Raw genomic sequence first — 13697 nt, 5'->3', positions numbered from 1 at the left:
CCCGCTTCACCGCGTCCACGATGGACACATTCTCCCGGGCTCAGGCACCCTTTCCGGAAGCGAACAGCGAGAACAATCCGTCCATCCCGGCTACAGGCATCTGGCAAAGCTCTTCGCGGCAAGGCTGGATCTGGACGGTCTGGGCCGCACCAGGTAGCGACGGATCGTGGCGCACATTCAATCCGAGGCTCATCGCCACCGAACGCACGCGCTTGGCTTCTGCCGAATCCCACTGCGACAGCGCAAGATACTGGACCGGGCTGGAAACTATGCACTGCACTTCCAAGGCGGTCGCTACCTGTGTTGGCGCGTCGCTGGCCAAAGCCAGGGCGTGGGCAGAAAGTACGCGGGCGCTTTCCAAGTCCGCCGCATCTGCTTCGGTGTAGTCTCCCGCCGCCATGGACTGCAGGGCATGCATCGCCAGCGCCTTGGCGTAGAGCGCACCCGAGGCCGGCAGCGCATCATCAAGCACCGTGACGGCAGCAATGTTGCTGCGCTGGGTTGCGATGCGCGCATCGGCTTGGACCGCGTCACGCGGCACCCCGGTTTCCGGGTCTACGAAGTCGGCAGCGCGTCCCAGCAAGTCGCTGGCACGCTCGGCCCACTGCTTGTGCCCGGTGGCCTGGCCCAACGCCAAGAATCCCAGGGCCAGGGCGGCATAGTCCTGCAAGGTGCCTTCATTGCCGTGCTCAGCATGATTGGCGAAGCTCACGCGGGCCAGCCGTCCGGCTTTTTCGTCCCACTGCATCGTCCACACCGAGGTTGCTGCCTTCTCGGCGAGCGCCAAGGCTTCTGGCTGGTCCAGGAGCAGCGCGGCTTCAGACAAGGCTTCGATGGCCAGCCCGTTCCAACCGGCGATCACCTTCTCATCGCGGACCGGCATAATTCGCGAGCGGCGCAGCGTGCGCATTGCATCCCGCAGTTCATGGAGAACACCGATTTCGTTCGTTTCAGGAACCCTCAACAGCGAGAAGCAGAAGTTCTGCGGGTCCTCGGCCACCGGCGCGAAACGCAACAGCCCCTTGGGCAGCCGCTGAATCAAAGGGTCGGTGACCAGTGCGATTTCCTCGCGGCTAAAGGTGTAGTACGCGCCCTCGATCTGCTGGCCATCACGGGATGAATCGGCATCAAGGGAAGCCGCGAAAGCTGGAGCGGCCGAAGATGCGGTGAGCAGTTCCTCGCTGAGGAAGTCGATAATGCCTTGGGCGCTGCGCTGGGCGAGCCCGGCGAGATTCTGCGCGCGCTGGGCTATCTCCCCTTCGGACTTGCGGGCGAATTCCGCCGCCAGGACACTGGTGCGAGCCGCCAGTGAAAGCAGGCCGGCATTGTCGTAGAGCATCTTCTCGAAGTGCGGGACCGACCAGTACTCATCAACGCAGTAACGGGCGAAACCGCCATCAATATGATCCTGCAGGCCGCCAAGGAACATCGCTTCGAGATGGGTGGCCGCTGCGGCGAAGGCCTCGGTGGCGCGGTTCGGGGTGGTGACCACTGCACGCCACAGTGTCTTCAGAGCCCAGGTCGGCGGGAATTTAGGCGCCGGGGTGAAGCCGCCTTCTGGTTTGGTGGCGGCAACCCATCGATCAAGTGCTGCGCCGAAGGCCTGCTCTGCTGGCTGCTGCGACTGCAGCGACAACAGCGAGCTCTGGCGGCTTCCGAGTTCTGCCAAATGCGCGGCGAGCATCTGGGCCTGCTCTTCCAGCGAATCGCGCTTGGTTTCCCAGGCCTCGTGGACGGCGTTGAGCACTTGGCGGAAGCTCGGAGTCTTGCCACGGGGCGTCTTCGGATAGTACGTGCCGGCATGCACGGTACGCCCGTCAGGAAGGGCAAAAATCGTCATCGGCCAACCACCGGCACCGGTGAGCGCCTGGGTAGCCAGCATGTAGGTGTCGTCCACGAGCGGATGCTCTTCGCGGTCCACTTTGATAGCTACGAGGTTTTCGTTCAGCAGCGCCGCGATTTCAGGATCGTCGAAAGACTCGTGGCTCATCACGTGGCACCAATGGCAGGCAGCGTAGCCGATGGAAAGCATGACCGGTACGTCGCGCAACCGGGCCTGTTCGAAGGCTTCGTCCCCATAGGGGAACCAGTCGACAAGTTGGTGCGAATGCTGTCTGAGGTATTGGCTGGATGAGCCAGCGAGTCGTTGAGCCACGCAATCATGCTATCGCGCAGCTCACAAAGCGCCTACTGCTGTTCGTCGGTCTTCGGGTCGTGCGGCTCTTCGGATTCCTGAAGCTTGCGTTCTTCCCCCTTGGCCACCATTTCCTGCTGCTTTGCCTCGGCTTCCGAGGTGTAGCGCACGCGGCGCACTCGACGGACCATGTCGCGAATCAGGAAGATCACGGCAACCACCAAGGCTGCGGTGAAAATGAACCCAAGGAATCCTGGACCGTATTCGCTGCTGGTCTCCGTACCGACACCGAGGGTCGAGGAAGTCAGAGCCAGGGATTCGAAGATCGTATTCACGATGTAAAGACAACTCTTTTCTAGTACTGGAAAGCGCTTAGTACTATCTTAGTCCGGCAAACAGGTCGGTCTCGGGCAACTCGGTAGCTACCTTGGAGGAAATCAGCGTGTAGTCTTCCCACGGCCAGTGCTCCGCGTAGACGTGTTCCGGTACGGCGAAGAAGAAACCTTCCGGGTCGATCTGGGTTCTGTGGGCCAGCAACGCCTGATCGCGCTGCGAGAAGAAATCCGCGCAGTTGATCTGGGTGGTCGTGGTGTGTGGGGAAACCCACTTGAACATCTGGTTTTCCTCGTCCGCTTCCCACAGCGCAACGCGCTCGGTGTAGGGGGACTCGTAACCTGCTTCCAGCATCGCGTAGTGCAAGGTGCGGAAACGATCCGGTGCGAAAGCACGGTCGTAGTACAACTTGCTCACCGACCACGGCGCACCCAGTTCCGGGTACATCTGCGGATTAGCCGCGTGCTCAAAGGCAAAGGTTGAAACCTTATGGCAGTGGATGTGGTCCGGGTGGGGGTACCCGCCGTTTTCGTCATAGGTCGTGATGACGTGGGGACGGAATTCACGGATCAGCTTGATGATGCCGGCAGCAGCGATTTCTACTGGCTGCAAGGCGAAGGCGCCAAAGGGCAGCTCCGGCAGCGGATCCCCTTCCGGCAAGCCGGAGTCAACATAGCCCAGCCAGCGGTGCTTGACGCCCAGCACTGCAGCGGCCTCGGCCATCTCGGTCCGCCGGACGCCTGCCAGGTCGCGGTGCGCATGGGCGAGTTCGCCAGCGGCGGCGTTGAGAATATCCCCGCGCTCACCGCCGGTGCAGGAAACGACCATCACTTCGGCGCCAGCATCAACATAGGCAGCCATCGTTGCAGCACCCTTTGAAGATTCGTCGTCCGGGTGCGCGTGAATAGCCATGAGCCGCAGACCCTGCGAAGGAGCAATTTTCTTCACGTCGTGAATCTCCACTTATCTTCTTTCCTTATGCCACGTTTTTGGACGGCCCGAAGCTTCGAATCTGTCCGTCATCCATAACAACTCACAGCCGACCACCGGTTATTCCCCCATGCTGAAAGACGGTAAACTTGAGTAAGGAACCAACGTACGGCATTCCCAGTTCAAATGCCGCCAGGCAAGAGAGTGGTGCAAGGCAAATAATGTCTGATCCAAGCTTAACGGCTCGCTACAACAACCCCAAGAAACGCAGTCTTCCCAGGAAAACGCGTAACTGGCTAATTGCTGCCGCGCTCTCCGTCGGCATTGCGGGGGCCGCCTATGTCGGCTTCAACAACTACAGCGCCATCAGCGCGCAGGACATCGAGTTCGAGGTCATTTCCGCAACGAAGGCCAAGGCCATTGTCGCAGTCGAATACAACACCAAGCACCGCGTGCAGTGCGATATTCGTGCGATGAACGAATCCAAGGCCATCGTCGGATACGACACCATTTTGCTTGATCCTGGAGAAGCTACCGGGCACATCACCCAACGCCTGGAGATTGACCTGCACACCGACAACCTGGCGACCACCGCTGGCGTGGAGTCCTGCTACGAGGTTCCGCAGGAATACAAGGGTTAATATTTCAGCTTCTTCATCCCCTAATAGCTGAATCTATTGGGCTTAAATCGTTTTGGCGACTACTATCGTTGAAAAGATACGTTTCGCCCCGCATCGGCGCATGGTTCTAGCTGAGTACTAGGACATGAGCCTGGCGGGGTCTTTGCTTGCATCGCCCATAACGTGTGAGCCCTCAGATCCGTACCGAATCCGACTTCGTCGACGCCACCGTTTCGGTGGCTTTCGGCTTTAGGACCACTTATCGGTCCCAAGGACAAGCGAAGTCCTAACTGACCAAAGGAAGTACAACGTGAGCACCAACAGCAACGAACCTGTCGTTTGGCTGACTCAGGAAGCCTACGATCGGCTCCAGGACGAACTGACTTTCCTCTCAGGCCCGGGACGTGCCGAGATCGTTGCCCGTATCGAGCAGGCACGTTCGGAAGGTGACCTGAAGGAGAACGGCGGTTACCACGCCGCCCGTGAAGAGCAGGGCAAGGCCGAAGCGCGCATCCTCTACCTGAAGGATCTGCTGCGCCGCGCCGATGTAGGCGATGCTCCTGCCGATGACGGTGTTGTTGAGCCAGGCATGCTGGTTGTCGCCAATATCGCTGGCGACGAGACCACCTTCCTGTTCGGCTCCCGCGAAGTTGCCGGCGACACCGACCTCGAGGTCTACTCCGAGCAGTCCCCTATTGGCGTTGCCGTGCACGGCGCAAAGGTCGGCGACAAGCTGTCGTACTTGGCTCCAAACGGCCGCGACATCAAGGTTGAGATCATCTCTGCAAAGCCTTACCAGTCCTAGCAACTAGGCTGCAATGCAAAGTCCGAAGGCCGCCAACCCATCTGGGTTGGCGGCCTTCGGACTTTGCTGCTTATGCGCTAGGCGACTGAACCGCCGGCAGTATTGGTGATCTGCGGGTCGAAGCCTTCGGCGCGCAGGTTATTGAGCACCGTCTTGGAATGCTCATGGCCCTTGGTTTCCAGGTCGATGGTGATCGCGACATCGCCCATGGACAGCGAACCACCGATACGGGTGTGGTCCAGACGGGTGACATTCGCATCCGATTCGGCGATGATGTTGGAGATCTGCGCGAGCGAGCCGGGGCGGTCTGGGAGCATCATGCGTATGGTCAAGAAGCGGCCGGCCGCTGACAGGCCACGCTGGATCACCTTGAGCATCAGCAGCGGATCGATGTTGCCGCCAGAAAGGATTACCGCGGTGGTTGCCGGATTGATCCCGTGCGCTTCCAGCTTGTTCTCCAGCAGTGCCGCGACGCCCACCGCACCGGCTGGTTCCACCACGAGCTTGTTGCGCTCCAGGAGCACCACCAGAGCTCGTGCGAGCGTATCTTCCGATACCGTCACCACGTCATCAACTAATTCCTTGATGATCGCGAAAGGCAGCTGCCCTGGCTTGCCTACAGCGATGCCGTCGGCAATGGTGTGCACGTTATCCAGCGGGACCAACGCGTCAGCGGCCAGGGATGGCGGGTAGGCCGCGGCGTTCTCCGCCTGGACACCCACCACCTTGATCTCGCGGCCCAGTTCGCGGGCTTTGGCCTTCAGCGCGATGGCGACGCCGGCCAGCAGTCCACCGCCGCCAACACCCATCAGCACGGTGTCCACCTCAGGAAGCTGTTCGAGCAGTTCCAAGCCGATGGTGCCTTGGCCGGCAATGATGTCCGGGTGGTCGAAAGGATGCACGAAGACTGCCCCGGACTCGTCGGCAAAACGCTGCGCCTCGGCCAGCGCTTCATCCACGGTGTCACCGAAAAGCACGACTTCTGCACCATGATCACGCGTCGCGGTCAGTTTCGGCAAGGCGACGCCCCGGGGCATGTAGATGCGCGCCTTGATTCCGAGGTGGCTGGCGGCCTGGGCAACGCCCTGCGCGTGGTTGCCTGCCGACGCGGCGACCACGCCTCGGGCCTTCTCGTCGTCGCTGAGCTTGGACATGCGTACATAGGCACCGCGGACCTTGAAGGATCCAGCGCGCTGCATATTCTCGCATTTGAGGAAAACTTCGGCGCCAACATGCTGGGACAAAACACGGGAATGCTCCACCGGGGTGCGGGCAATAACCGGTTTGAGTACTTCAGCGGCGGCTTCGATATCAGCCAGCGTAACCGGCAAAGTAGGTTCGGTGCTCATGGATTATTCCTCATCTGCTGTGGACTCAGGGTGCCGGGTTTCCGGCGAAGCTGTTGGTGCGGCGGCAGGTCCTGCAGCTGCAGCCGGCGGGTCGGCCTTCGCTGGGTCGCTCGCCTTAGGGCTCTGCGCCACTACTTGGTTTCCGTAGTGCTCAATCACGAATTGGTCGGTTTCCCAGGTTCGGCCCGACAGGTATTTCACGACCGCGTTGACCACCGCCAGCAGCGGTACGGCGAATAGCGCACCCGGAATGCCTGCAAGCATGGTGCCGCCGGCTACTGACAAGACCACTGCCAGCGGGTGCAGGCTCACTGCCTTGCCCATAATCAGTGGCTGCAGGATGTTGGACTCCGCCTGCTGGACCAGCAGCACTACGGCCAGCATGATCAATGCGTTGACCCAGCCATTGGCTACCAACGCGAGCAAAACTGCCAGGGCACCGGTAAACAGTGCACCGACGATCGGGATGAAGGAGCCGATGAAGACCAGGACGCCCAGTGGCATGGCAAGTGGCACGCCCAGGAAGAATGCACCGAATCCGATGCCGATGGCGTCGATCAGCGCAACGATCATCTGGACTCGCACGTAGGTGACCAGCGAGGCCCAGCCCCGGGTCAAGGCGCCGTCCATCGCCGGGCGGGCGCGGCGCGGCAAGAGGTTCACCAGGAACAAACCGATCTTGCGCCCGTCAAGCAGCAGGAAAATCAAGGCGAAGACGGCCAGCAATGTGCCTGTCAGGATCTGCCCGATCGCGGAAGTCCAGCTGATTGCTTCACTTAGGATGTTGGTGGCATTGCCGCGAAGCTGGACGAGGGTATCGTCCAGCACCTTCTGCAGGTCGTCGTTGGTCAGCTTGAGCGGGCCATTGAACAGCCAGTCCTGGACCTGCTCGATACCCGAAAGCGCTTGGGTCCACAGGGCGGTAAAACCGGCCGAAAGTTTTTGCCCTGCTACCGATAGCCCTGCGGTGACCAGCGCAAGGAAGCCGATGAGAGTAATGCCGACGGCCAACCCGCGAGGTACAGCAAGCTTGGAGTTCATCGTATTCACAACCGGTGAGAGCAGCCCTGCTAGCAGCGCTGCGATGAAAACCGGGATGACCAGCAAGGAGACTTTTGACAGCGCCCACACCAGCACGCCCAAGGCTACGACGATGATCAGGAAACGCCAAGCCCACGCTGCTGCCATGCGCATGGCATACGGCATATCCTCGGCGCTTTTGAAATCCGTCAGATCTGGCCCTGGTGTGGCAGGAGTTTCCGCCGGCTGACTCGGAAGTGAAACACGAAAACGGCGTAGACGTTCCAACCGGCTCTTCTTCATGGAACCACGCTATCGCGTTTGCCAGACAGCTTCTTGATCCATGTCTCAATTGTGACAAAAACCAAGGACCAGTGCCCGATATGGGCACTGGTCCTAGAAATCTAATTCAATATGTTTATTTGCCCTTGCCGAGGGTAACCAGATTGCACAGGCTGCCTCTTATTGCTCACGCCAACTTGAAAACACGGCTCATCAGGCGCTTCGCACATGCTATCTCCGGCGGCGCATGACCGCTTCAAGGACCCTCTCCTCAGCGTCTTCACCGGGCTTGATGCCCGCGGGTACCTTGAAGAAGAAAATTGCCCCCAGTGCCCACCAAATGGCGAAGATGGCCCACGGTTCCCAGCTCAGCGAGGCCGGCATGCCGGGCATGTAGAGGCTGAAGAGCGCAGCGGTGAGAAGGACTGAAGTCCAGCCGATGATAGTCCCAGCAATTCCGTTGCCGCCAACGCGCAGCGGCCGATCCATCATGGGTTCGCGCTTGCGCAGCACGAGGAAGGTGACCGAGACCAGGAAGTATGCCACGATGATGCTTGGCGCTCCCGAATCCACGAGCCACCCCAGCATTTCAGCGCCGAAGAATGGGGCCAGCATGGAGATTCCGCCGATGAAGACCAGGGCGTTGGCTGGAGTGCGGTATTTGGGATGCAATGTGCCAAACCAGGAAGGAAGCATGCCGCTTCGAGCCAGCGAGTAGACCAATCGCGAAGCTCCCAGCAATAGAGAGTTCCATGAGGTCAAGATGCCGGCGATGCCACCAGCAATCAGCACCTTGGCCATCAGCTCCGAACCGAACATGGCCCCGAAGGCATCCGCCGTTGCAATGTCAGCTCCGGCCAGTTGAGCAGATGGCATGGCCGACGATGTGGTCAGGACAACCATGACGTACCAAATGGTGGCCAAGACTACGGAGACGACTACGAGCTTGCCAATTTGCTTGGCCGGAATATTCACTTCTTCCGCGGACTGCGGAATCACGTCGAAACCGATGAACAGGAATGGCACCGCCACCAGCACGGCGAAGAAGCCGCTGGTTCCTGGGGTGAAGAACGGTTCCATGTTCTTGGCTTCGCCGCCGGCAAAGGCGCCGGCAATCATCAGGGCGCCGATAACCATCAGGAAGAGCACCACGAAGGTCTGCAATACGCCAGCTTGCTTCACGCCGCGGATGTTGATCCAGGTGATCACCACCGCTGAAAGCACGCCTACCAACGCCCAGGTCAGGTTTACTTCAAAACCGGCAACAGTCCACAGGGGAATCTGGCTCATGCCCGGGAAGATGTATTCCACGGTCCGCGGCAAAGCGACCGCTTCGAAAGCCACGATAGTCACATAGCCGCCGGTAATTGCCCAGGATCCAATAAACGAAGGCCGGGCTCCCAAGGCGCGCAGGATGAAGTTGTGCTCGCCACCGGCTTTTGGCATGGCCGCGGTCAGTTCGGCATAGGTCAGGCCAACGACGGCCATGATGCCACCACCAACGAGCATGGCCAGGACCGCCCCCATGGTGCCCGCGTTATCCAGCCACCCACCGGTGAGCACTACCCAGCCGAAGCCGATCATGGCACCGAACCCTAGGGCCAGGGCATCCAAGTTGCCCAGGGATTTCACCAAGCCCGGCGGCTTTCCTGATGTTTGATCGACTCTCATTGCGTTCTTCCTGCCAAACTTGTTGTGAGTTGAGTAACTGAATCGCTACAGGAGAATCTAACCAAAGTTTCGCATGACTGCCCAATCAGCTGTCATTTTCCACGGCAACCGCGGTGCAGCCGATCATAAAAATTCATATTTGGACAGGCAATTAACGCACAAGGACCAGTGCCCGAAATGGGCACTGGTCCTTGCGAGCTATGCTATTGCGGCTAGTCGTCGCCACGCAGGATCGCTAGAATACGCAGGATCTCGGTGTACAGCCAGATCAGGGTCATGGTCAGGCCGAAGGCGCCGCGCCATGCCATGATGGCTGGAGCACCCTGGTCGGACAATTCCTCGATCATGGTGAAGTCGGCAACCAGTGCGTAGGTTGCCAGCAGAACGGCAACTACACCGATAACCAAGCCGAGCACTCCGCCGCGCATGCCGAACATGCCATCGATGACGCCGGTGAGCATCAGAACCATGTTGAGCAGCGAGAAGACGATCAGGCCGACCATGCCGATCATGAACATCTTGTTCAGCTTGGGAGTCATGCGGTACTTGCCCGAGCGGTACAGCGCCAAGGTTACGCCGGCAACACACAGGGTAGCCAGCACAGCCTGGATAGCGATTCCCTCAAGGCCCGGCCGGCTTTCAAGGAAGCCGGAGAGACCACCAAGGAACAGGCCCTGGGCCGCGGCATACAGCAGGATGAGCACAGGCGATGGGCGCTTCTTGAAAGCGTTAACCAGACCGAGGACAAAGCCAACCAAGGCACCTGGCAACATGAGGGCCGGCATGCCCCAGCCAATCGCGGCGCCAACAACAACCAAGGCCAGGCAGAGCACGGTCTTGTTGATCGTGGTTCCGATGGTCATGCGGCCGGTGTCGGCGCTGGTTGCAGCAGGCTGCTGGTACATCTGCTGCAGCTGGTCTGCGCTCATATTTGCGGTGTCACGGAATCCAACAGCACTTCCAGGCTTGGTTCCCCAAGCATCAGAGCGGCTGCTGGAACCAAAAATTGGATTGCCCAATGTCATTCCCCCATAGATTGCGATTGCGCCGGCACGTGGCTAGCTGAAGATCTTTTGCTTAATCCTATTGAGCATTGCTGTGAAATCACTCAGTCGGAAGGATGATATAGGGCATTTTTCCGAAGAAAAACTACTCTGTCAGCGATATTCTTGAAAGTTCTACCATCAAGGTTGCCTTGGCAGCCGATTTTGGTGGAATGCACGATGCCTGAGGTTGAACGATGGATGCGCTCCCACTTTTGGCAAAAGAAAAGGCCGCTGCTGACCGGAAAAACCGGAACAGCAACGGCCTTATTCTGTACCCCCAGTGGGACTCGAACCCACAAGCCTTTCGGCAGCTGATTTTAAGTCAGCCGTGTATGCCAATTCCACCATAGGGGCAAGACTCTCAAATTTTACGTGATCGGCAAAGCAAATAGAAAATCCTTCTTTGCTGACGTACGCGAGGGGCCAATTGCTTGGCCCCTCGCATCATCGTCGATCAACTACGGCTCAAGCCTACTTCTTCGGCTTGGCCGACTCTTCGAAAGCAGTGCGTGGTGCTTCGAGGTTGTTCAGCTGCAGGGCGTCGCGCTTGAAGACCAGTGCAACCAGCCAGTCGCCAACGACGCGGAACTTGCGCTCGAAGGTCGGCATGGCCATGCCGTGGTAGCCGCGGTGTGCCATCCATGCTGGCCAGCCCTTGAGCTTGATGCCAACAACCTTGGCAACGCCCTTGTTGCGGCCGAAGCCGGCAACTGCGCCCAGGTTGGAGTGCTTGTATTCCTTGATGGTGCCAACACCGTAGCGCGCAGCGTACAGGTTCTTGGCCAAGAGCTTGGCCTGGCGCACTGCGTGCTGTGCGTTGGGAACGCAGGTGCCGTCCGGCAGGCCGCCGGTGACGTCCTTGACTGCCGAGATATCGCCGGCTGCCCAGGCGCCTTCCAGAGGTTCGCCGTTGGCATCCTTGATACGAAGGTCCGTGCGGGTCTCGATGCGGCCGCGCTGCTCGATTGGGAAATCGGTGGAGCGAACCATCGGGTTGGCCATGACGCCAGCAGTCCAGATCAAGGTGTCGGAACCGAACTCGCCCGCTGGGGACTTGTCGGCCATGTTGATCAGTTCCAGGTTGCCTTCTTCGGCATTGTTCAGCGAAGTGTTCAGCAAGACCTCGATGCCGCGGCTGCGCAGGTGATCGACAACCCACTCCGCCTGCTCGGCGGTGACTTCTGGCATGATGCGGCCCATGGCCTCGATCAGGACGAAGCGTGCTTCCTTCGCATCGATGCGGTCGTTGAGGCCGATCAAGTGACGGGCCATGTCTTCCAGCTCGGCGATGGTCTCGATGCCGGCGAAGCCGCCGCCGACAACCACGAAGGTCAGGGCGCGCTTGCGTGCAACTGGATCAGTCATGTTCGAAGCGGACTCGATGCGCTCGGCAACCTTGTTGCGCAGGGCGACGGCCTCTTCGATGGTCTTCAGGCCAATGCCGGTTTCAGCCAGGCCAGCGATGGGGAAGGTACGGGTGACCGCACCAGCGGACATCACGACATCGGTGTATTCCAGCTCGAACTGCTCGCCGTTGACCGGAGCAATGACAGCCTTCTTGTTGGCATGGTCGATGCTCAGCACGCGGCCGTTGACCAGCTCGGAGTGCTTCAGGTGCTGACGGTGCGAGACCACAACGTGGCGTGGTTCAATCTGGCCACCGGCAACTTCTGGCAGGAATGGCTGGTAAGTCATGTACGGGTTCGGGTCGACAACGGTGACGATGCCGCCGTGTGCCTTGACCTTCTTCTGCAACTTCATCGCGACGTACAGGCCTACGTAGCCACCGCCGACGATAAGAATGCGCGGACGCTTCTGGGAGGTTTCGATGATCGACATACTGTTGATTCTACGCGGATTTTTCGAGTTAGTGAAAACATTCACTAACTATTTCCGTTCGGTGTGTCACGTCGTCGCCAGGCATGGGCGTTTCCGACTGCCGAGGTTCGCACCAACCTGTCGAATTAAGCATCGGAAGGCGCGAAAAAGCGGGGTGGATCTTCAGTTTCCACCCCGCTTTGTCCGCTATTTACTTCTCTTCTTCGGGAATCTCGTCGAACAGATCCCGGCCGCCAGCTTGATCCGGGACTTTCAATGAACTCAAGGAAGCCGAACCAAGCCGCGCCGCAGCCTTCTCGCGTCGACGACGCACCAGGGTCTGGGCGATGCCTGCAATGATCACCAGCAGCAAGAGCACTCCCCCGCCGACGATCAGCAACGGCTGAAGCGCCGGTGCCGAGTCATCGGGAAGAACCGGATCTGGCGCCGCGACCTGCTTGAGGTCCGATTTCTCCATCGAGACGCCCGGAGCTGGGGTATCAGCAGTCTTCTGGGTGTCGCGGCGGTGCACGCGAATCCACTCGCTGATCGTGCCCAGCGGGTTCTCGGATACCGAGGGGACGCTCGCCGTCACTGCCGCCTGCGCATCGATGATTCCGTAGCCGTAGAGGTTGTCCACGCCGGCTGTGCCGGTGTCCTTGGCGGTCTTCAGGATGCGGTTGATGACCTCAGGAGCTTTCATGTTCGGGTATTCCGAACGAATCAATGCGGCCACGCCCGCCACCAAAGGAGCCGCGCCGGAGGTACCGGACCAGCGCGCGTAGCCGTCATCTGGCAAGCCGCCGACCAACTGCTCGGCAGGGGCTGCAACGCCGATGGAAATGCCTTCGGTCGAGGAATCCTGCGAAGCCTTGCCGCTGGCATCAACGCCGGCCACGGTCAGCACTCCCGGAATGGTGGCCGGGGCGCCCACCTGGCTCATGCCGCCCGAACGGTTGCCTGCAGCGGCAACAATAACCACGTCATGGTCTTCTGCGTACTTGAAGGCGTCATCCCAGCTTTCCGGCCATGCCGGGCTGGTTGAACCGAGAGACATGTTGATGACCTTGGCCCCGGAATCCACGGCCCATTTCACGGCACGGGGGATCTGGGTTTCCACTGGAATCTTCGCCGGGTTGCCTTCGCCCATCCACAGCGACACAGACAGCAGGTCTGCTGCCGGAGCGACGCCGAGCACGCCGTCCTTGCCGCTCTTCAGCTTTGGCACCTTTTCGTACTCAGGTTCCTGGGGAATGTCCTCGTCTTCGTCTTCGGCGGTCTTCTTGGCCTTTTCCCACGCGGCCTTCAAGCGCTCGTTCTCGGATTTAACCCGCTTGATTTCGCCCTTGTTGTTGCCGCGCCCGCCGAGCAAGGTAGCCACCAAGGTGCCGTGCTCGCTCATGACGCCTATGGGCTTGTTGCCCTTGTCTCCGCCTGAGCCGGACATATCAGCACCGCCAACCACGGCACCCTTCAAGTCTGGATGCGCGGTATCAATGCCGGTATCAATGATCGCGACTTTGACGCCTTCGCCCTTTGTCGTCTTGTGCGCTTCGGCCACGCCCAACGACTTGAGCCAGTATTCGGACTCACGCATGTTGTCAGCGCGGGCAGGTACGCCCAGGCTGAGCAGGGTGAAGGCCAACAGCGCTGCGACAAGCAGAGAGCCGAGCTTGAGGAAGCCCATTC

11 protein-coding genes and 1 tRNA gene are annotated in these 13697 nt (G+C 59.8%); 2 read left to right on the top strand and 10 right to left on the bottom strand.

Annotated features, from left to right (window positions below; all coding sequences use genetic code 11):
- Positions 1-40: 40 nt before the first annotated feature.
- The 3 genes from ACIP6G_RS11295 to mca are packed head-to-tail and all read right to left on the bottom strand — an operon-like array spanning position 41 to position 3379.
- Positions 41-2155 carry a thioredoxin domain-containing protein gene (locus tag ACIP6G_RS11295; protein WP_400290120.1) on the bottom strand — a complete coding sequence of 705 codons (2115 nt, stop codon included), beginning with the start codon at positions 2153-2155 and terminating at the stop codon, positions 41-43.
- Positions 2156-2187: 32 nt separating this feature from the next.
- The gene (locus ACIP6G_RS11290) at positions 2188-2469 is read right to left on the bottom strand and encodes a hypothetical protein (protein ID WP_105657449.1); all 282 of its coding nucleotides are present in this window, start codon (positions 2467-2469) and stop codon (positions 2188-2190) included.
- 43 nt (positions 2470-2512) lie between these two features.
- Positions 2513-3379 carry a mycothiol conjugate amidase Mca gene (gene mca / locus ACIP6G_RS11285; RefSeq protein WP_105657493.1) on the bottom strand — a complete coding sequence of 289 codons (867 nt, stop codon included), beginning with the start codon at positions 3377-3379 and terminating at the stop codon, positions 2513-2515.
- Between the two features lie 239 nt (positions 3380-3618).
- Here mca and ACIP6G_RS11280 point away from each other — a divergent pair, with 239 nt between their 5' ends.
- Together ACIP6G_RS11280 and greA are read left to right on the top strand one after the other, a co-directional pair.
- Complete coding sequence (locus ACIP6G_RS11280) at positions 3619-4038, top strand: DUF4307 domain-containing protein (protein ID WP_400290118.1); 420 nt, start codon at positions 3619-3621, stop codon at positions 4036-4038.
- A 289-nt stretch (positions 4039-4327) separates the two neighbouring features.
- On the top strand, positions 4328-4822 hold the full coding sequence (greA, locus tag ACIP6G_RS11275; protein ID WP_105657447.1) for a transcription elongation factor GreA: 495 nt from the start codon (positions 4328-4330) through the stop codon (positions 4820-4822).
- Positions 4823-4899: 77 nt separating this feature from the next.
- On the opposite strand, the gene ilvA is transcribed toward greA, so the two are convergent.
- The 7 genes from ilvA to ACIP6G_RS11240 form a co-directional block, all read right to left on the bottom strand.
- Positions 4900-6171 carry a threonine ammonia-lyase gene (gene ilvA / locus ACIP6G_RS11270; protein WP_105657446.1) on the bottom strand — a complete coding sequence of 424 codons (1272 nt, stop codon included), beginning with the start codon at positions 6169-6171 and terminating at the stop codon, positions 4900-4902.
- A 3-nt stretch (positions 6172-6174) separates the two neighbouring features.
- A complete protein-coding gene (locus ACIP6G_RS11265) occupies positions 6175-7359 on the bottom strand; it encodes an AI-2E family transporter (protein ID WP_400290116.1) in 1185 nt (394 codons plus the stop codon).
- A gap of 345 nt (positions 7360-7704) precedes the next feature.
- Positions 7705-9144 carry an APC family permease gene (locus tag ACIP6G_RS11260; RefSeq protein WP_400290114.1) on the bottom strand — a complete coding sequence of 480 codons (1440 nt, stop codon included), beginning with the start codon at positions 9142-9144 and terminating at the stop codon, positions 7705-7707.
- A 212-nt stretch (positions 9145-9356) separates the two neighbouring features.
- Complete coding sequence (locus ACIP6G_RS11255) at positions 9357-10073, bottom strand: Bax inhibitor-1/YccA family protein (protein ID WP_332489193.1); 717 nt, start codon at positions 10071-10073, stop codon at positions 9357-9359.
- A 389-nt stretch (positions 10074-10462) separates the two neighbouring features.
- Positions 10463-10544: transfer RNA gene (locus tag ACIP6G_RS11250), tRNA-Leu, on the bottom strand.
- A gap of 117 nt (positions 10545-10661) precedes the next feature.
- Positions 10662-12029: an NAD(P)/FAD-dependent oxidoreductase gene (locus ACIP6G_RS11245; protein WP_105657442.1), complete on the bottom strand. Its 1368-nt coding sequence runs from the start codon at positions 12027-12029 to the stop codon at positions 10662-10664.
- Positions 12030-12219: 190 nt separating this feature from the next.
- The gene (locus tag ACIP6G_RS11240) at positions 12220-13695 is read right to left on the bottom strand and encodes a S8 family serine peptidase (protein WP_400290562.1); all 1476 of its coding nucleotides are present in this window, start codon (positions 13693-13695) and stop codon (positions 12220-12222) included.
- Positions 13696-13697: the final 2 nt, after the last annotated feature.

Origin of the sequence: Glutamicibacter sp. NPDC088483 (assembly GCF_044753145.1) — a bacterium.
Lineage (GTDB): Bacteria > Actinomycetota > Actinomycetes > Actinomycetales > Micrococcaceae > Glutamicibacter.
Note: the sequence above shows the minus strand (reverse complement) of the source record. Positions and strands in the feature narration are given on the sequence as shown.